Genomic DNA, 18,627 nt, shown 5'->3' with positions numbered 1-18,627 from the left:
CATATGTTATATGATTGCCCGGGGTGTGGCCACGTCACGAGCGCGGCGCAAGAGCGTCACCGTGGGGATGATCCGGTGCATGGAAAGCGGAGCCTGATGCGTCCTGGGGTTCTCTCGGCTCGGGGTGCTGGTGTCCTTTTTGGGGCTGGAGCGTCGCTGGCCAAACGCCGGCTGCTTGGCATCGACCCTTGGAGCCTGGCTGGCTTGCTCTACGTTGGATCGGGTCTCGGCCTGCACTCTTGGCGCTTGGTCACCCGTGCGCCCGCCCGCGCGGAGATGCCTGGTTCGCCGCTGCGGTGGGTTATTGGCGAGGGTGACGCCTGGGGACGTGAACCGTACGCCGCAGAACCATGGCGCGCATCTCAGGGGGCATTCGCCGCGCGTTCCAGCGCGGCAAGATCGAGTTTTTTCATGCCCAACAGTGCCTGCATGACTCGCTCGGAGCGGGTCGCATCGGCGTCTGAGAGCAGTTCTGGCAGGCGGTCGGGAATAATCTGCCAGGACAGGCCGAAGCGATCCTGCAGCCAGCTGCACTGCTGCGCCCCGGGTTCGCCGCCGGCGCTGAGCAACTCCCAGTAGTGGTCGATCTCGTCCTGATTGCGGCAGTGCACGGCGAAGGAGACAGCCGGTGTGAAGCAGAAGGACGGTCCGCCGTTGAGCGCGGTAAATCGCTGGCGGTTGAGTTCAAAGGCCACCGTCATCACGCTGCCCGGTAGCCTGCCATGCTGCTCATGCCCGGCATCACCATAGCGCGTCAGCGCAAGAATGCGAGAGTTGGGGAAGACGCCCACGTAGAACGCGGCAGCCGCTTCGGCCGCGTCATCGAACCAGAGAAATGGCGCAATCGGGTGCATAGTCCGCTCCTTCCAACGACGTCTGAGGATGAGTTATCCGGCCCTGCCTCCGTCACGATGCAGGAGGAAGTGCGTGGCCTGCTCGCCCGCGGTGGGGGCCGAGCAGCGGTAACCGAGCGCCGGCAGGTCCAGGCCGGCGAACAACGGCTCGCCCTGGCCGAGCAGAACCGGGCTGAGGGCGAGGTGTATCTCGTCGATCAGGCGCGCGGCGAGGTACTGACGGACAACCGCCACGCCGCCACCTAGCCGCACGTCCTTCCCGCCGGCGGCGTCAAAAGCGTGGTTCAGCGCCTCATCGACGCCGCCGGTGACGAAGTGAAAGGTCGTGCCGCCCTGCATCTCAATAGGTTCGCGGGGATGGTGGGTGAGCACGAACACCGGCACGTGGTAAGGTGGGCTCTCGCCCCACCAGCCGCGCCACTGCGCGTCGGGCCAGGGGCCGCGGATCGGGCCGAACATGTTGCGGCCGAGGATCCATGCGCCAACGTTGGCGAAACTGCGCGCGGCGAAGTCCTCGTCCACGCCCGTGCTGCCTCCATCCTTGCCGTGCATCCGGCGGAAGCTGCGGGTGGCGAAGGCCCAGCGGTGGAGTTCCATGCCGCCAACGCCAAGCGGATGCTCCAGGCTCTGCCGCGGACCCGCGCCCAAGCCGTCGAGCGAAATGGAGAAGGCGGCGACACGAAGCTGTGGCATGGAAGGTCTCCCTTGAAAGGAACTCGAAAAGCAAACGCGACGGAGGAGGCGAAGCCGTATTTTTTGCCCGATGCGTGGAACTCGGGGGGTGTTTAGCACTCTTACGTGGCGAGTGCTAAAATGTTCTTATGGTTAGACAGAGGAGTATGCAAATGGCTCAATCTAGCGCCTTAACCTTGCGACATACGGCAAGCTTGCCGTCGGCAGGGGCAGGGACATTTGCGGTGACCTTTCCAGCCCAAGTACCGAGTCTAGGCAACTTGGAGTCTTATATTTCAGCGGTCAACCGCATGCCCATGCTGAGCGCCGAGGAAGAGCGCGATCTTGCCATTGCGTGGCGTGAGCGCGAGGACCGCGATGCTGCTGGGAAGTTGGTGCTGTCGCATTTGCGTGTGGTCGTGTCGGTCGCCCGGCATTACCTCGGCTACGGCCTTCCCCATGCAGACCTGATCCAGGAAGGCAATATTGGGCTGATGAAGGCGGTGCGCCGATTCGACCCGGGTCAGGGCGTGCGCCTGGTGAGTTACGCGTTGCACTGGATCAAGGCCGAAATCCACGAATACATTTTGCGGAACTGGCGCCTGGTCAAGGTCGCCACCACAAAGGCGCAGCGCAAGCTGTTCTTCAATCTTCGTTCCATGAAGCAGGGTTTCGAGAGCTTTCACGACGCGGAGATTGACGCCGTGGCGAAGGAGTTGCAGGTCAAGCGTTCCGATGTGATCGAGATGGAGCAGCGCATGGGAGGCTCCGATGTGTCGCTCCAACCGATTGGCGATGATGGCGAAGAAGTCTTCGGCCCTGTGGCCTATCTGTCCGATCGGGGCAACGAGCCGGATGCCGTGCTTGAGGCGCGTGGCCGTGAACGCCTTCAGGTGCAGGGCCTGAAGCAGGCACTTGACGCCCTCGATGCGCGTAGCCGTCGCATCGTCGAGCAGCGCTGGCTCAATGTGAATGACGACGGGTCGGGTGGCAAGACGTTGCACGACTTGGCCAGTGAATACGGCGTGTCGGCCGAGCGGATTCGTCAAATTGAGGTCCAGGCTATGAAAAAGATGCGACAGTCGTTGGCCGTCTACGCCTGACCCGATGCACGACAAGCCCTCCGACCTTCAAGGTCGGGAAGGCTGGCGCGGATGCCACAGGCATCCGACTGGGGGTTTAACCTCGGCTTGGATGGTGCTGTCGCGTTGAACATGCGCTCGCGCATTCCCCTTCCTAGCCCGCCCTGGCGCGCAGCGTCACTTAGGCGCAGCGGACCGGACAGGAGGGGGTCAAGCGGGCGGTTTTCGCTTGTGGACTTCCTGTTGGCTGGAAAAATCACAGCATGCAACGCCGCAAGGTCACGCTCAAGCTGTATCCCAATGCCGCTCAAGCCCAAAAGCTTGAGGCGTGGACACAGTGCACTGCGACTTGTACAACGCGGCACTGGAAGAGCGCATCGACGCCTGGCGCAAGGCCGGCAAGTCGATCAGCGACTTCGACCAGCAAAACGTCCTGCCGCAGATCAAGGCCGCGCGGCCTGAGTTCGTGGAGCTCGGCAGCCACGCCTTGCAGCAGACGCTGCGGCGGCTGGATCTCGCCTTCCAGTCGTTCTTTCGCCGGGTCAAAGCTGGTCAAACGCCTGGATTCCCGCGGTTCAAGGCCGCGAAGCGGTTCTCGGGCTTTACCTATCCCGATCCGGCTGGCTGGAAGCTCATGCAGCATGGCGGCCGTGGTGCCACGCTGCGCTTGGGAAGCGGCGATGCGGCGATGTCCATTCGGTGCGCGGCCGGCACCGCTTCGGCGATAGGCAAAACCCAATGACATCACGCTCACGCGCAGGAACGATCAGTGGTTCGTGTCGGTGACGCTGCGCGTGCCCGATGCGGCCTGTGCGCGTGAGCGCACCGCTGATTTTCGACGTGGCGTGGATTTCGGGATCAACGACTGGGCGACGTTCGACGAGGGTCCGCCCATCGCGAACCCGCGCTGGCTGCGCGAGGAACTGCCGCACCTTGCCGCGCTGCAGCGCCAGCGCGACAGCAACAGCAACAGCAACAGCAACAGCAACAGCAACAGCAACAGCAACAGCGCGTTGGTGGTGTTCGTCGACGCATTCAACACGCAGGACGCGCCTGGGACGGGCGTGGCGGCGAGACCCAAACCTCGGCCCCGGCAATGGGGTAAGTCCAGGTCTGTGACCCGCGAAACCCCCACGACAACCGCACAAGCGGTTTAGTGGTGGGAGAGTTCATCCTGCATGGAAGGGGATCCGCCCGGGACCTCGACGATATGCACACTTTCGCGATGCCGCCCCGTCCGGGGTACTCATCCCCACTCGGCTCCAGGGTCACCGCAGAAATCTCGATCCCTGGCGCGCACGCGGTGGCCGCAGGTCAAGGGCGTGTGGAAGGTGGCCCGACTCCCCACTTGGGCCAGCGCGTTGAGCGAGAAAGCGACGTTTTGACGCCAGCGCCAAAGGCACTTGTGGGCTATTCGCGTAAATCCTCAGTGGCAGCCGCCGCGATGCCATGCATACTCCTCAACGGTGAATCAACGATCGACACCAAGGCACCAACAGCTTGGGGTCGCGACCATTGGAGGAGTCAGCATGGGTGTACAAGTCGACCTGCCGTTTTTCATCAACGCGTCAGCCATTGCCGTGATGATTGTGGGGCTGTTCATGGTGCTAGGGTTGCGCAGCAAGATTCGCGGCGGATCTGTTGGCAATGCGTGGAAAATTCTCACGGGGCTTGTCGTTCTGTTCACGCTTGGTTATCTGGCCACGCCCTTCTTCGGGTTGCTACCCGCGGATTCCGTGCGCAGCGTGTTTGCGCTCATCTTTCTCTTCGGGGCCATCTATGTTGTGGTCACGGTGCGCCTCGTGCATCGCATCATCGACGAGTTAGCCTGACCCGCGACCGCATTGCCGCAGGCACCGTCGATGCAGCCAGACTGGATTCTGGAAAAAACGGCCGCGGGCCGCGAAGCACTTGTCAGCCGCGCCCACCACCTTCCGGCGGTGGCACGTGGGGTACTGGTGTTAATCAATGGCCAGCGTACCGTAGGCGCCTTGCTGGATTGCGCAACCGACAAACTGCGCTGGCAGGAGGCCCTCATCCTGCTGTTGGAGCAAGGCTACGTATCGTCCAGCAGCGGGGCTTCCGAGCCGACGCCTTCTGCGAGGGCGCAGGGCTTTGGGGCCTCACCGCTTCCGGCAAGCGATCTGCGGGCAGAGCTGTCACGACTGGTCACGCAGATGTTCGCCCAAGGCGCTGACAAGCTGTTGCAAAAGCTGCAAGCTGCTGACAACGCCCCGAAGTCCCAAATGGCTGCCGTGGAAAGCTGTACTAAGTACATCAGACTTTTCATTGATGAGAAAAAAGCCAATGAATTCCGCGATAAAGCGCAAACCCTGATTGACGGAAGGCGGGGAGTATCCTGAAATGATGGTCGCTGGCGATCGAGGCATCGCCGGTGCGGGCCGCCCGGATCCGCCACCATCACGAGGAGATCACACCCATGCATTTATCCATCACGACCACCCGCAAGACCCTTATTCGCCTGGCGCTTGCCGCGACATTCGGCTCGACGGCTTGGGCTGCGCAAGCAGCCGATCCGGTGCTGATGTCACCCCAATGGACGGCCAATTTCTGCCAAGCCTGGAACCAGACGCCGCAACTCACAGAGGGCCTGGCCGGCGAGTGGCTGCACGACGACAAAGGGCGTGGCTACAAAGTGGTGGAGATGTACCGCACGGATTGTGGCAAGGGCTCCATGGTCGAACTCAAGATCGTGCCCAAGGATGGCAAGGCGTTCTGCGCGTACGGTGGTGCGCCCAGCACAGCTGCCAATTTCGGCGTGGATTTTCTGATGCATGCAAGCACCAAGAATTGGGAGTCCATGGGTAAAGGTGACCCGGGACCGGTCTGGGCCATGATGAGCGGGAAGCTTGAATTCCAAGGCCCCAAAATGGTGGCCATGCGCGCGATCAAGCCCTTCGAGAGTTTCTTGCTGCTCGTCGGCAAGGCGCCTTATCAGGCCAATACCTGCCCTGCGGGCGTAACCGAGACGAGCTCCGCCAAGTAAGCAGGTTCCGGTCTGTGCCGTCAACGAGGCCCGCCGTGCGCGGGCCTCGTGCATACCGAATGCCTAACGCGGGATCTTGTTTTTGATCCGCGGGCCCGGTCCAATGGGGTATCGTGTTCCACGCCACACCACATCATGCCCGAACGTATCAGCCGTTTTCCCGTTCCCGAACTTGCCGCGCTCCCGGAGGACGTCCGCAACCGCATTCTTGCGGTGCAAGAGCGCAGCGGTTTCGTACCCAATGTCTTCCTTGCCTTGGCGCACCGGCCAGACGAGTTCCGGGCGTTCTTTGCCTACCACGACGCACTGATGCTCAAACCCTCGGGGCTGAGCAAGGGGGAGCGCGAAATGATTGTGGTGGCCACAAGCGCGGCCAACCACTGCTTGTACTGTGTGGTGGCGCATGGGGCGATCTTGCGTATCTATGAGAAAGACGCCCTCATTGCCGATCAGCTTGCCACGGACTGGTCCAAGGCTTCCATCACGGCTCGCCAGCGCGCCATGTTGGCCTTCGCGCTGCGCGTGGCGCAAAGCGCTCACAGCGTGGACGAGTCGGACTATGAAGCGTTGAGCGCAGTCGGATTCAGCCGCGAAGACGTGTGGGACATTGGTGCCATTGCGGCGTTTTTCGCGCTGTCCAATCGCATGGCTGGACTGGTGGGCATGATGCCCAACGCGGAGTTCTATGCACTGGGACGGATACCCAAGCCCAAATGACACGCCTACAGCAGCACGATGTCAAACTGATGCTGCACATAGGCCGGATCCACTTGTAGCGCAATGGGTTTGCCGATGAAATCCGACAACTCGGCAAGGTGAGCGCTTTCTTCCTCGAGGAAGAGGTCGACTACGGCGTTGGAGGCGACGATGCGGAACTCACGCGGATTGAACTGTTTGGCCTCGCGCAGAATTTCACGCAAAATTTCATAGCAGGCCGTACGTGCGGTCTTGACTTGGCCTTGACCGCCGCAAGTCGGGCAGGGTTCGCACAGCAGATGCGCAAGGGATTCGCGCGTGCGTTTGCGCGTCATTTCGACCAAGCCGAGTTGCGAGAACCCATTGACCGAGACCTTCACGCGGTCGCGTGACAGCGATTTTTTAACTCATCCAGGACGGCGGCCCGGTGCTGCGTGCTGCCCATGTCGATAAAGTCGATCAGGATGATGCCCCCCAGGTTGCGCAGGCGCAGCTGCCGGGCAATGGACTGGGCCGCTTCAAGATTGGTCTTGAAAATGGTGTCGTCGAAGTTCCGGGCACCGACGAAACCGCCGGTGTTCACGTCCACGGTGGTCATGGCCTCGGTCTGATCGATGATGAGGTAGCCGCCGGATTTGAGATCCACTCGGCGGCCCAGCGCTTTCTCGATTTCCGCGTCCACGTTGTACAACTCGAAAAGTGGGCGCTCGCCACGATAGAGTTGCAGGCGCTCAGCCACGCTGGGCATGTACTCCGTGGCAAAGCCGCGAAGACGCTCGTAGTTCTCGTGCGAATCGACCTGGATGCTGCGCGTGGCATCAGTCACCAAATCGCGCAGCACGCGCTGCGCCAAGCTCAGCTCCTGGTAGAGCAGGGCAGGGGCCTGCGACAGGCGCATGCGTGAATCGATCGCGCTCCATGTCTTGCGGAGGTAGGCAATGTCGTCGAGTAACTCGGCGTCGCTCGCATCCTCGGCGTTGGTGCGGACAATGAAGCCCATGCTTGCTTCGCGGTCGTGCTGCAGTGCAAGTTGGGCGAGGCGCTGGCGCAGGCTGTCGCGCAGCTCTGGATCATCGATCTTTTGGGAGACGCCAATATGGCTATCCTGCGGAAGATGCACCAACAGGCGCCCGGCCAGGCTGATCTGCGTGGACAGTCGCGCGCCCTTCGCCCCAATGGGATCCTTGATCACCTGGACGAGCAGCGATTGACCCTCGAACACGAGTTTTTCGATTGACAAGGGGGGTGGCGCGGCGGTCTTGCCATCACCATTGCTCAGCATGCGTTGCCAAAGATCAGCCACGTGCAGAAAGGCCGCCCGCTCCAAGCCGATGTCGACGAAGGCCGACTGCATGCCGGGCAGCACCCTGACGACACGGCCCAGATACACGTTGCCTGCGAGGCCACGCTCCAATGTGCGCTCAATGTGTATTTCCTGCACCGAGGCCTGGGCTATCACCGCCACCCGGGTTTCCTGCGGCGTGATGTTGATGAGCAGGTCTTCCTGCAGCGTCGAGGTGTTCATGCGCACACCCCTGCCTGCTCCAGCAGTTGTGCGGTCTCGAACAGCGGCAGCCCCATAACGCTGGAGTAGCTGCCGTCGATGCGCGCGATGAAGGCAGCTGCACGCCCCTGCACACCATAGCCGCCCGCCTTGCCATAGGGCTCGTTGCTGGCGACGTAGGCGTCGATCTGAGCGTCCGTCAAGGGCGCCATGCGCACCCGGGTGGTGTTCAGCGCCATAGCCGTTCTGGGGCCCCGGGCACCATGCCAGGCCAGTCCCACAGCCGTCAGCACCCGGTGTGTCCGATTGGCGAGCCGTCGAAGCATCGCATGCGCGTCCTCGGCGTTCGCCGGTTTGCCCAGCATGCGGTGGCCGAGCGCCACCGTGGTGTCGGCACACATGATCGGGGCTGCAGGCAGGGCTCGGCGCGCCAGGCGCGCCACTGCCGCTTCCAGTTTCAGGCGCGTCACGCGCACTACATAATCGGCAGGTGGCTCGGCTGGCAGTGCAGCTTCCAGGGCTTCGGCATCCTCCTCCGCGTCAGGGGCGAGCAGGGTGAAATCCACCCCGATCTGGTGCAGTAATTCTTGGCGCCGCGGGCTGGCCGAGGCAAGGTAGAGCAATGGATTGGAGCGCATGGCGGGAAGTGCTGGATCAACGGCCGATCATACCGGGCTGCTCGGCGCGCACATCGCGGTGGCACAATGCCCTCGCGTTTGGCATCCCGCCAAGTTACCCCAGCATCCATGGCCGTTCTCTCCATCTCCGACCTCAGTTTGGCCTACGGCCATGTCCCTTTGCTCGATCACGCCGCAATGGCCATGGAGGCCGGCGAGCGTATCGGTCTGATCGGACGCAACGGTACGGGCAAATCGTCGCTGCTGAAGATCATCGCCGGTCTTGAGGCGCCCGACAGTGGCTTGGTGCAAGTGCAGCAGGGGTTGCGTCTGGTGTATGTAGCCCAAGAGGCGCAGTTTCCAGCTGACAGCACGGTGTTCGAACAGGTGAGTCAGGGCGTTGCCGAGGCGCGTGATCTGCGTGCGCGTTACGAGGCGCACGCTCCTGGGGATGACCTGGACGCGCTGCAGACCCGCATTGAGCTGTTGAATGGATGGAATTGGGAGCAGCGCGTTGAACAAACGCTGCAACGTTTGCAACTGCCGGCCGACGCCCGCATCGGGGATCTCTCCGGCGGGATGCAAAAGCGCGTGGCGCTCGCGCAGGCGCTGGTGGCGGCGCCCGATGTGCTGCTGCTCGACGAACCCACGAACCATTTGGATCTGGATGCCATCATGTGGCTCGAAAGCCTCCTGATCGGCTTTCGGGGCAGTGTGATGCTTGTCACGCACGACCGCGCCTTTCTCGACGCTGTGGCCACGCGCATCGTCGAACTTGACCGCGGCGTTCTGCGAAGCTACCCGGGAAATTTTGCCGCCTACGAGGCCCGCAAGACGCAGGAGCTCGCCGACGAGCTTGTCGCCAGCGCCCGTGCCGACAAGCTGCTTGCGCAAGAAGAGGTGTGGATACGAAAGGGCGTCGAGGCCAGGCGCACGCGCAGCGTCAGCCGCATCCAGCGCCTGGAGGCGCTGCGAGCCCAGCGTCAGGCGCGGCGCGAGACCCTGGGTCGCGTGAAGCTCGAGGTGGATGGGGGGCAGGCCAGTGGCCGCATCGTGGCGGACCTGCAGCACGTGAGCAAGCGCTATGGCGAACGCATCATCGTGGAGGATTTTTCCGCGACGATCCTGCGCGGCGACAAGGTCGGCATCATCGGTCCGAACGGTGCTGGCAAGACCACCCTGCTCAAGATGATTCTGGGCGAACTCGCGCCCGACAGCGGAACCGTGCGTTTGGGTACGCGCTTGCAAGTGGCCTATTTTGACCAAATGCGCAGCGCGCTTGATCCGGATGCGACGCTGGCGGACACCATAAGCCCGGGGAGTGAATGGGTGGAAATTGCCGGGAACCGCAAGCATGTGATGAGCTACCTTGGCGACTTTCTGTTCGCGCCGGCACGAGCCAATTCACCGGTCAAATCGCTCTCAGGCGGCGAGCGCAACCGCCTCTTGCTCGCACGCCTGTTCGCCCGTCCCGCCAATGTCCTGGTGCTGGACGAGCCGACCAATGACCTCGACATTGACACGCTTGATCTGCTCGAGCAACTCTTGCAGGACTTCACTGGGACCGTATTCCTGGTCAGTCATGACCGGCGCTTTCTCGACAATGTGGTCACGAGCACCATTGTGTCCGAGGCCGCGCCTGGCCATCCGGGCCGCTGGCGCGAATACGAAGGCGGCGTGAGCGATTGGCTCGTGCAGGCGCAACGCGCGCGCAGCTTGGTCTTAGCTGCTTCAGCCGCCGCGGCAGGCCCGCCAGTGGCGCGCAAGCCGGATGCAGCACCCGCTGTAGCCAAGCCCCCGCAGGCTCGGCGTAAGCTCAGCTACAAAGAGCAGCGCGAGCTGCAGGAACTGCCCGACCGCATTGCGGCGCTCGAGGCCGAGCAAAAGGTCCTGGGTGAGCGCCTGGCGGACCCGGCGCTGTACAAGACGGCTCCGCAGGCCGCTATCGAGATGCAGGCGCGGTTCGCGCAGATCGAGCAGGCCCTCCTTGAGGCTCTGGAACGCTGGGAATCCCTGGAAGGTGCCTGATGCCAAGCGATGCGAAGGGACTTGGGGTCGAGCCCGGGCAGGAAATCGTCAGCGACCTGCGCACAGACACGCGCGCCTGCGCCTACGTGAAACATGAAGTGGTGGAGGTGTGTTTTGCCCGTGCGCCGGGAACCGTTCTTAGTCGCGAAGGCCCGAACCGTTATCGCGAGGGCGATGCGATTCTGACCGGATCGACGGGTGATCGCTGGAGTGTGTCCCGTCAGCGATTTGAGGCTCGCTACCGTGCGCTCTCGGGGACACCGCCTGGGGCGGACGGACGCTATGTCAGCCAGCGCATTCCCGTGCTTGCACGTCAAATGGCACACGATTTCACCGTCGCGCGCAGCGCAGGCGGCGATCTACTGCGAGGGCTGGCGAACGACTGGCTGTTGCAATACGCACCTGGCGATTATGGCGTGGTCGAAAATGCACGTTTCGCGCGTGTCTACCGGCGTGCGGATCCGCAACCTGGTGTGGATTGATCCGCACCGAGCGTTCGCGGCGCGTGCCGGGAGGCCTTGCGCTTAGGGTTGTGTCCGGATCGCTTCATGGCGAAGCCGACGCTTGCGCAATCGAGACGCTCCCAAGGTGCGGGCTCGGAGGTGGAATTGGCGCTGCTATACCCGGTGATAAGGATGCCCGGCCAACAAGGTATGTGCCCGGTAAATCTGCTCGGCCAGCAGGACGCGCGCCAAGCCATGCGGAAGCGTGAAGTCCGACAAGCGCAGCAGCATGTCGGCACGCTGCTTGATGCGGGGCGCCAAGCCGTCGGCTCCGCCGATCAAAAGCGCCACATCGCGTCCATCCTGGCGCCAACGTTGCATCTCTGCAGCGAGCGCCGTCGTCGTGAGTCGCTGACCGGTTTCATCCAGCACCACGAGCCGGCAACCCGGCGGTATGGCGGCGTCGATGCGCACCGCCTCCCGCTCCATGGCTGCATCGGAGCTGATGCTGGAGCGGCGTGCCTCGGCCCGGATTTCCTTGAGCTGCAATGGCATTTCGGACGGTAGGCGTTTGGCGTAGTCGGCGTAGGCTTCATCGACCCAGTTTGGCATGCGTTGCCCAACAGTCAGGAGCCAGAGCCTCATGGCGGGTGCTCGCGAACGGTCCAGCAGGCGACGCCCTGTGTCCCTGTGTTTCAGGCCGCGGGCTTCTTCGCCGCCACCCGGCGCTTGGGAGAAGAAGTCGCCGAGCGTGCAGTCGAGGGTTGGGCGGCTTTGGTGGCTGCGCTCTTGGCCGCGGCACGTTTGCCCGGGACGGAAGCCGTTGCGGGTTTCGCAGGCGCTTTGGTCCGCGGCTTGCTTGCACTCGCGGCCCGTTTGACCGCTTTGGCTGCGGGCTTGGGTGCGCCACGCTGGCCGGTCTTCTCCGCTTGTCCGGCCCGGGTTTTCGTTCCAGGCATTGCCGATGATGCGTCACCTTGACGCAAGCGGCTGCCCTTCGAGGCCGCATCGGCCTGCTGCCGAGCCTTGAGGTGCACGCTCTTGCCGCCCCAAATGTCCTCGAGCTTGTAGTACGCGCGAATCACCGGTTGCATGATGTGCACCACGGCGTCGCCGCAATCCACCAGGACCCACTCCCCGCTGCCCTCGCCCTCGGGGTTCTTTACCGTGCCGCCTGCGGCCCGGACCTTATCGCGCACACTGGCGGCCAGGGCGCGGGTTTGCCGGTTCGATGTGCCGCTGGCCACGATGACCCGGTCGAACAGGCTGGTGAGATGTTCTGTGTTGAACACCTGAATGTCCTGTGCCTTGACGTCTTCCAGAGCGTCGACGATGGTGCGCTGCAGTTTACGAATGTCCATGCAATGTGGGGGTGGAGTAGAGCCGATGGTGTTCAATATAGCGCGCTACCGTCTTGGGCACGAGTTCGCCGAGCGGCATGCCTGAAGCGATGCGCTCGCGCACACGCGTCGCCGACAGATCGATCGGTTCCATTGCCAGGCGGTGAAGGCGGTGCCCCCCTTGGGCAAGCGCGTCGAGCAGTTCGGGTGGCGCGGTGTCGGCGTGGCCGGGTCTGGCGGCCACAGCCAGGTCGACACGGGCGGTGATCTCCTTCCAGCCGCGCCAGGTGGGCAAATTGCGCAGTTGGTCGGAGCCGAGGATAAACGTGAACGTCACGTCCGGATGTGCATCCTGCAATTCACGCACCGTGTCGATCGTGTAGCTCGGTCCCGCTCGACGCAGTTCGATGTCGCATGCCTTCAGACCGCGTCGCCTGGCAATGGCGAGTTTGACCATATCCCAGCGCTGCGCAGGACTTGCGGCAAGCGGATCGCGCTGCCAAGGCTGACCCGCCGGGATGAGCCACACTGCGTCCAGTCCAAGTTCGGCGCATGCACTGTGCGCGAGGCGCAGGTGGGCACGATGGATCGGGTCGAAACTGCCGCCGAGCAATCCGATGCGCAACCCGGCGTGGGGGGCGGCCTCCGTCACGCGGATGCCCAATCGCGAGGCTTGAGGAAAATCTCATACAGGCGCGCTTCCGGCGTGCCTGGGGCAGGGTGCCAGTCGTAGCGCCACTTAACAACGGGCGGCATGGACATGAGAATCGATTCCGTGCGCCCTCCCGATTGAAGGCCGAAAAGCGTGCCGCGGTCCCATACAAGGTTGAATTCCACGTAGCGCCCACGCCGCAATGCCTGGAATTCGCGCTCGCGTTCCCCGAATGGCAAGTCGCGGCGCCGTTGGACGATGGGCAGATAAGCCTCGAGGAACGCATCGCCCACCGCGCGCATGAGTGCAAAACCGTGGGCAAAGCCGCCATCGGCGAAGTCGTCGAAAAACACGCCACCCACGCCTCGCGGTTCGCCTCGGTGTTTGAGAAAGAAATAGTCGTCGCACCAAGTCTTGAAGCGCGGAAAATATGCCGTATCCAGCCCGTCCAGCGCCTGTTTACAGGTGCGGTGAAAATGCACTGCATCCTCCTCAAAGCCGTAATAGGGCGTGAGATCCATGCCGCCGCCGAACCATGCAACGTCGGGTCGGCCTTCGGGCTTTGCCACGAGCATGCGTACATTCATGTGGACCGTGGGCACGTACGGATTGCGCGGATGCAGGACAAGGGATACGCCAATTGCCTCAAACGGTGCTCCGGCCAGCTCTGGCCGATGCTGCGTGGCTGACGGCGGCAGCTTGGTGCCGCGCACATGGGAGAAGTTGCAACCGCCGCGCTCAAACAGATTGCCATCCTCGATCAGGCTGGTTGCACCATCCCCCTCCAGCTGGCCGCCAGTCGGGCGCGTCCAGCCATCACGCAAGAACGACTTGCCGTCGGCGTCTTCCAAAGCGCGGAGAATGCGGTCTTGCAGGCTGAGCAGGTAGGGGCGGACTTCGGTGTGCATGGGACGTCGGGAACCGGGCCGGGATCGATATGCCCCGGACAAGCATGAATTGTCGCGCAGCCGGGTCCGGTTGCGCCGTGAGCGAGGATTTCGGGATGCGTTGGCAGTTCTGGATTGATCGTGGTGGAACATTTACCGACATCGTGGCGCGCGCGCCGGACGGCCGGCTGCTCACGCATAAGCTTCTGTCGGAAAATCCCCAGCGATACCGTGATGCGGCGCTGGCAGGTATGCGCGAATTGATGGGTCTGGCGCCTGACGTGCACATCACCCCGCAGCAGGTGGAATGTGTGAAGATGGGCACCACAGTGGCCACGAACGCCTTGCTTGAACGCAAGGGCGAGCCTGTGGTTCTGGTGACCACTCGCGGGTTTCGCGATGCCCTGCGCATCGCTTACCAGAACCGCCCGCGGCTTTTCGACCGGCGAATCGTCCTGCCCGAGTTGCTGTACGCCCGGGTGATTGAGGCCGACGAGCGCGTGGGCGCTGACGGCGCCGTGGAGACGGACCTGGACGAAGCTGCGCTGCGCGAGCAGTTGCACGCCGCGTTCGGCGACGGGTTGCGCGCAGTGGCCATCGTGTTCCTGCATGGCTGGTCCTATGCCGCCCATGAACAGGCGGCCGCGCGCATCGCGCGCGAGGTCGGGTTCACGCAAGTCAGCAGCTCCCACGCCACGAGCCCATTGATCAAATTCGTTTCACGCGGCGATACGACGGTCGTCGACGCCTATCTCTCCCCCATCCTGCGGCGCTATGTCGAGCAAGTGGCGGCGGAGATGCCGGGTGTTCGACTGCTCTTCATGCAGTCGAACGGCGGGCTGGCCGAGGCGCACGCGTTTGCCGGCAAGGATGCAATCCTGTCGGGCCCTGCGGGTGGGATCGTCGGCATGGCTCGCACAGCGGAGCAGGCGGGGCACGCACGCGTGATTGGCTTTGACATGGGTGGAACGTCCACCGACGTCTCGCACTATGCGGGCGCGTTCGAGCGAGCGTTCGAAACGGAAGTGGCCGGGGTACGGGTGCGTGCACCGATGTTGTCCATCCACACGGTGGCGGCCGGCGGTGGCTCGATTTTGCACTTCGACGGCGCGCGCATGCGCGTGGGGCCGGATTCGGCTGGCGCCGATCCGGGGCCAGCCTGCTATCGGCGCGGCGGACCCCTTGCGATCACCGACGCACACGTCATGCTTGGACGCGTGCGCCCCGCATATTTCCCGGCCGTTTTCGGACCCGACGCCGACGAGCCGATCGACCCCGACGTGGTTCGGAGCAAGTTCGCCGAACTGGCCCAGCGCATCGCGCGCGAATCCGCGGCACCACAAACTCCGGAGGGAGTGGCTGAGGGCTATATTGAGATCGCGGTACAGGCGATGGCTGGGGCCATCAAGCGGATTTCAGTGGCGCGCGGCCACGACGTGACGCGCTATACGCTGCAGTGCTTCGGCGGCGCGGGTGCCCAGCATGCCTGCCGTGTTGCCGACGCGCTGGGCATGGAGCGGGTGTTTATCCATGCGCTTGCCGGTGTGCTGTCGGCCTATGGCATGGGTCTGGCGCAACAGACAGCCATGCGCCAGCACGGCGTGGAGTTCGAGATGGACACGCACAGTCACGCGCGCCTTGACCCTTTGTTTGAGCGGTTGAGCGCATCGGCGCGACAGGAACTGATTCACCACGGCGTGGACCCTTCCGCCGTGCATGTTGCGCGCCAGGTGCATCTGCGGTTTGCGGGAACCGACACGGCTCTCGCCGTGGATTACGCGCCGGTTCCGGTCATGCGCCGGGACTTTGAGGTGCAATACGCCCGGCGGTTTGCACACGCCATGCCCGAGCGGGCGGTGGTGGTGGAGGCTGTATCGGTGGAAGCGAGCGGCGGCGGGGAGTATGCCGACGCCCCGGCAGTGGAAACTCCCATGGAGGGCGATGCTCCGATTGCCGAATATGTGCCGGTGTATTTGAGCGGTGCGTGGCAGGCGGCGGCATTGGTTTTGCGCAGCGCATGTCGGCCAGGGCAGGGTGTCATGGGACCTGCAATCCTGGTGGCCGACACGACCACCGTGGTGATCGAACCTGAATGGCGCGGGCAGATCACCGCGCAGGGGAACCTGGAACTTGCGAGGGTGCGGCCGCGCCGCGCCGCTTTGCGGCACGGCACAACAGCGGACCCGATGTTGCTGGAGGTATTCAACAACCTGTTCATGAATATCGCCGAGCAGATGGGATCCCAACTGCAGAACACGGCGGTATCGGTCAATATCAAGGAGCGCCTGGATTACTCATGTGCGCTGTTCGATGGACAGGGCAATCTCATTGCAAACGCACCGCACATGCCTGTGCATTTGGGATCGATGGGCGAAAGTGTTCGCACCGTGATCGAGCGCAATGCGGGCAACCTCCGGCATGGGGATGTCTTCGCGCTCAACGACCCGTATCACGGCGGTACGCATCTTCCCGACATCACGGTCATTACTCCGGTGTTTGACACGACCGGCAGTGACATCCTGTTTTTCGTCGGCTCGCGTGGTCACCATGCCGACATTGGCGGGGTGACGCCAGGGTCGATGCCGCCGTTCTCGCGCACGATCTCCGAGGAAGGCGTCGTGCTGGACAATTTCAGGCTCGTCGCCGATGGGCAGTTTCGCGAAGCCGAGATTCTGGCATTGCTGGAAAGCGCGAGGTACCCAGCGCGCAATCCGCGTCAAAATCTAGCCGACCTGCGCGCGCAGGTCGCGGCCAACACGCGGGGCGCTCAGGAGTTGCAAAAGCTGGTGTCCGATTATGGCCTGCGTGTGGTGCAGGCCTACATGCGCCATGTTCAGGATAACGCCGAGGCTGCGGTACGCCGCGTGATCCCGGCTTTGCGCGATGGGCACTTTGCGCTTGCGCTGGACAACGGTGCGAGCATCCGTGTGGCCATCCGTGTGGATCACGCCGCGCGCAGCGCGGTGATTGACTTTACCGGCACATCGCCACAGCAGCCCAACAACTTCAATGCGCCGCGGGCTGTCACCGTAGCCGCCGTGCTCTACGTGTTTCGCTGTCTGGTTGATGACGACATTCCCCTCAATGCTGGCTGTCTGACTCCCTTGCGCATCATCATTCCGCAGGGGACCATGCTCGACGCACTTGCACCGGCCGCGGTGGTTGCCGGCAATGTGGAAACCTCCATGTGCATCACCAACGCGCTGTTTGGCGCCTTGGGCGTTCAAGCCGCCAGCCAGTGCACGATGAACAATTTCACATTTGGCAATGCCCGTCACCAGTATTACGAGACGATCGCCGGCGGCTCAGGGGCCGGTGGGTTGTTTGACGCACAAGGTCGCCTCATGGGCGGGTTCGACGGCACCGACGTGGTGCAAACCCATATGACAAATTCGCGCCTGACGGATCCCGAGGTACTCGAATTCCGTTACCCGGTGCGGATGGAGAGTTTCGCGCTACGACGGGGTTCGGGGGGGCTTGGGCGATGGAAGGGTGGCGACGGCGGTGTGCGGCGCATGCGTTTTCTGGAGCCGATGACCGCGAGCATTCTGTCAAACGGACGCATCGTGCCAGCCTTTGGCTTGGCCGGTGGCGAGCCAGGAGCATTGGGTGCCAACCGCGTGGAGCGAGCCAATGGGGCTGTCGAACTGCTGGGGGGCGCGGCCAGTGTCGACATGCGACCCGGGGATGTGTTTGTCATCGAAACCCCCGGAGGAGGGGGCTTCGGAACCGAATTGCATGACGCCGAGAGGGCAGTCCCAGACTGACGGTGGCGCGGGCGCTGGAATGCACGGGATGGCCCGACCGATCGCTGCAGCCGTTTGGCCAGCGCACGAGTCCCTCGGCATGCGATCAGGGAAACGCCGGGATATCCGCTTCGACGCCTTCGGGTTTTGCTTCAGGATGGTGGCCGTGGATCAGTGCCACCGTCTCATCGACGCGCTCGGCGTCCACGTCGACCATCATCAGCAACTGGCCCGCCTGGATGGCTTGCTCAAAGGGCTTCAAGCGCGGGCTATCGATGCTCATGCCGACCATGCTGCTGAGCCACGCGCCCATTGCGCTTCCCGCAAATGCCAGGGCGACCACGAGCGCTCCGGCCGAGACGACGGCGGCGCCGGGGATGGCAATCACCAAAAGCCCCGCCAGCATGCCGGTGGCGCCTCCGTAGCTAAGTCCCCGCTCGATGGCGGGGATGAGGTCCGTTCGTTGCGCCAGCCCGGCTTCAGGAAGCTCACCTAACGGCGTATCCTCGCGCGCAATGACGTGGATATGTCGCTCGAGAACGCGTGCCAGCAGAAGATCGTCGACGATTTTCTTGGCGGTGGGAACATCGGGAATTAAAAAATATAGACGACGCATGGCGTTCTCCTTGCTCGTTGCACGTGGAAAAGCTTGGGTTGGACGGGACGATGCTCATTGGACAGGTGCAGTTGGCACGAGTGTTGTCCCCGCCCGGTTTTGTTCTGGGTTGCGGACGACGCGCCGGCCGCTCTTTTTTGGGGATGCCGAGAACCCAGGTATTCGAGGAACTCCAGTGCGCGTTGCGGATCGTTTCGGGTGGCTGCCTTTGCGTCGCACGCATGGCCTCGAAGGCCTGAATCGTGAAGCCGAGGCTCGAGCGCCGCCCCGTCCCGATAGGAGCGACGCACGCGCAATGCTGGCCCCGTCCGCCTTCCATCGCCTTCGCACAATGGCGGCATCCGCGGCGAGGCCTGAGGCAGCACGGTATGCATCGCATCGGTTGCCCTGCGGCAGGGTTCGCCGAGACATCGCGTCTTGAATCGGGGCGGGCGCCTGGATCTGTTGAGCGGGTCCGAAGCCATGCCCAGCGCGGAATCCCGT

The 18,627-nt window shown here is 63.3% G+C and carries 18 protein-coding genes and 1 pseudogene; 10 read left to right on the top strand and 9 right to left on the bottom strand.

Going from position 1 to position 18,627, the window contains the following annotated elements:
- Nucleotides 1–362: 362 nt before the first annotated feature.
- Entirely contained in the window at nucleotides 363–854 is a 492-nt protein-coding gene (locus CD04_RS0109025) for a VOC family protein (protein WP_031406062.1), read from the bottom strand.
- 33 nt (nucleotides 855–887) lie between these two features.
- The gene (locus CD04_RS0109020) at nucleotides 888–1,547 is read right to left on the bottom strand and encodes a dihydrofolate reductase family protein (protein WP_031406060.1); all 660 of its coding nucleotides are present in this window, start codon (nucleotides 1,545–1,547) and stop codon (nucleotides 888–890) included.
- 146 nt (nucleotides 1,548–1,693) lie between these two features.
- Between CD04_RS0109020 and rpoH the strand changes: the two genes are divergently transcribed.
- The 7 genes from rpoH to CD04_RS0108985 all read left to right on the top strand — a co-directional run bounded on the left by rpoH (nucleotide 1,694) and on the right by CD04_RS0108985 (nucleotide 6,332).
- Nucleotides 1,694–2,629 (top strand): RNA polymerase sigma factor RpoH, encoded by a 936-nt coding sequence (rpoH, locus tag CD04_RS0109015; RefSeq protein WP_038167656.1) that lies wholly within the window; start codon nucleotides 1,694–1,696, stop codon nucleotides 2,627–2,629.
- A 307-nt stretch (nucleotides 2,630–2,936) separates the two neighbouring features.
- Nucleotides 2,937–3,350 (top strand): transposase, encoded by a 414-nt coding sequence (locus tag CD04_RS24505; protein WP_031406055.1) that lies wholly within the window; start codon nucleotides 2,937–2,939, stop codon nucleotides 3,348–3,350.
- Nucleotides 3,351–3,384: 34 nt separating this feature from the next.
- Nucleotides 3,385–3,765 (top strand): hypothetical protein, encoded by a 381-nt coding sequence (locus CD04_RS24500; protein ID WP_031406052.1) that lies wholly within the window; start codon nucleotides 3,385–3,387, stop codon nucleotides 3,763–3,765.
- 372 nt (nucleotides 3,766–4,137) lie between these two features.
- Nucleotides 4,138–4,440: a hypothetical protein gene (locus CD04_RS0109000; RefSeq protein WP_031406050.1), complete on the top strand. Its 303-nt coding sequence runs from the start codon at nucleotides 4,138–4,140 to the stop codon at nucleotides 4,438–4,440.
- 30 nt (nucleotides 4,441–4,470) lie between these two features.
- Nucleotides 4,471–4,971: a hypothetical protein gene (locus CD04_RS0108995; RefSeq protein WP_031406048.1), complete on the top strand. Its 501-nt coding sequence runs from the start codon at nucleotides 4,471–4,473 to the stop codon at nucleotides 4,969–4,971.
- Nucleotides 4,972–5,048: 77 nt separating this feature from the next.
- Nucleotides 5,049–5,615, top strand: a complete 567-nt coding sequence (locus CD04_RS0108990) for an SCP2 sterol-binding domain-containing protein (protein WP_031406047.1) — start codon at nucleotides 5,049–5,051, stop codon at nucleotides 5,613–5,615.
- 135 nt (nucleotides 5,616–5,750) lie between these two features.
- On the top strand, nucleotides 5,751–6,332 hold the full coding sequence (locus tag CD04_RS0108985; RefSeq protein ID WP_031406044.1) for a peroxidase-related enzyme: 582 nt from the start codon (nucleotides 5,751–5,753) through the stop codon (nucleotides 6,330–6,332).
- A 5-nt stretch (nucleotides 6,333–6,337) separates the two neighbouring features.
- On the opposite strand, the pseudogene rng reads toward CD04_RS0108985, so the two are convergent.
- Nucleotides 6,338–7,821, bottom strand: a pseudogene (gene rng / locus CD04_RS21620) (ribonuclease G).
- A gap of 11 nt (nucleotides 7,822–7,832) precedes the next feature.
- The gene (locus CD04_RS0108975; protein ID WP_031406042.1) at nucleotides 7,833–8,453 is read right to left on the bottom strand and encodes a nucleoside triphosphate pyrophosphatase; all 621 of its coding nucleotides are present in this window, start codon (nucleotides 8,451–8,453) and stop codon (nucleotides 7,833–7,835) included.
- 108 nt (nucleotides 8,454–8,561) lie between these two features.
- On the opposite strand from CD04_RS0108975, the gene CD04_RS0108970 reads away from it, so the two are divergent.
- Together CD04_RS0108970 and CD04_RS0108965 are read left to right on the top strand one after the other, a co-directional pair.
- Complete coding sequence (locus CD04_RS0108970; RefSeq protein ID WP_031406040.1) at nucleotides 8,562–10,460, top strand: ATP-binding cassette domain-containing protein; 1,899 nt, start codon at nucleotides 8,562–8,564, stop codon at nucleotides 10,458–10,460.
- Nucleotides 10,460–10,942, top strand: coding sequence for a PGDYG domain-containing protein (locus tag CD04_RS0108965; RefSeq protein ID WP_038167654.1), 483 nt, complete (start codon nucleotides 10,460–10,462; stop codon nucleotides 10,940–10,942). Before CD04_RS0108970 ends, CD04_RS0108965 begins: the two co-directional genes overlap by 1 nt.
- A 135-nt stretch (nucleotides 10,943–11,077) precedes the next feature.
- Here the strand turns inward: CD04_RS0108965 and rlmH are convergent, their stop codons facing one another.
- The 4 genes from rlmH to hemF are packed head-to-tail and all read right to left on the bottom strand — an operon-like array spanning nucleotide 11,078 to nucleotide 13,803.
- A complete protein-coding gene (gene rlmH, locus CD04_RS0108960; protein ID WP_031406036.1) occupies nucleotides 11,078–11,548 on the bottom strand; it encodes a 23S rRNA (pseudouridine(1915)-N(3))-methyltransferase RlmH in 471 nt (156 codons plus the stop codon).
- A gap of 50 nt (nucleotides 11,549–11,598) precedes the next feature.
- Nucleotides 11,599–12,264, bottom strand: coding sequence for a ribosome silencing factor (gene rsfS, locus CD04_RS0108955; RefSeq protein ID WP_031406035.1), 666 nt, complete (start codon nucleotides 12,262–12,264; stop codon nucleotides 11,599–11,601).
- Nucleotides 12,251–12,895 carry a nicotinate-nucleotide adenylyltransferase gene (gene nadD, locus CD04_RS0108950; RefSeq protein ID WP_031406034.1) on the bottom strand — a complete coding sequence of 215 codons (645 nt, stop codon included), beginning with the start codon at nucleotides 12,893–12,895 and terminating at the stop codon, nucleotides 12,251–12,253. The genes rsfS and nadD overlap by 14 nt, the downstream gene beginning before the upstream one ends.
- Nucleotides 12,892–13,803, bottom strand: a complete 912-nt coding sequence (gene hemF / locus CD04_RS0108945) for an oxygen-dependent coproporphyrinogen oxidase (RefSeq protein WP_031406033.1) — start codon at nucleotides 13,801–13,803, stop codon at nucleotides 12,892–12,894. The genes nadD and hemF overlap by 4 nt, the downstream gene beginning before the upstream one ends.
- A 95-nt stretch (nucleotides 13,804–13,898) precedes the next feature.
- On the opposite strand from hemF, the gene CD04_RS0108940 reads away from it, so the two are divergent.
- On the top strand, nucleotides 13,899–17,549 hold the full coding sequence (locus CD04_RS0108940; RefSeq protein ID WP_051849052.1) for a hydantoinase B/oxoprolinase family protein: 3,651 nt from the start codon (nucleotides 13,899–13,901) through the stop codon (nucleotides 17,547–17,549).
- 85 nt (nucleotides 17,550–17,634) lie between these two features.
- Here the strand turns inward: CD04_RS0108940 and CD04_RS0108935 are convergent, their stop codons facing one another.
- Nucleotides 17,635–18,144, bottom strand: a complete 510-nt coding sequence (locus CD04_RS0108935; protein ID WP_031406031.1) for a hypothetical protein — start codon at nucleotides 18,142–18,144, stop codon at nucleotides 17,635–17,637.
- Nucleotides 18,145–18,627: the final 483 nt, after the last annotated feature.

The organism is Thiomonas sp. FB-Cd (genome assembly GCF_000733775.1).
Classification (GTDB): Bacteria; Pseudomonadota; Gammaproteobacteria; order Burkholderiales; family Burkholderiaceae_C; genus Thiomonas_A.
This window is presented reverse-complemented; position numbering and strand designations above follow the sequence as displayed.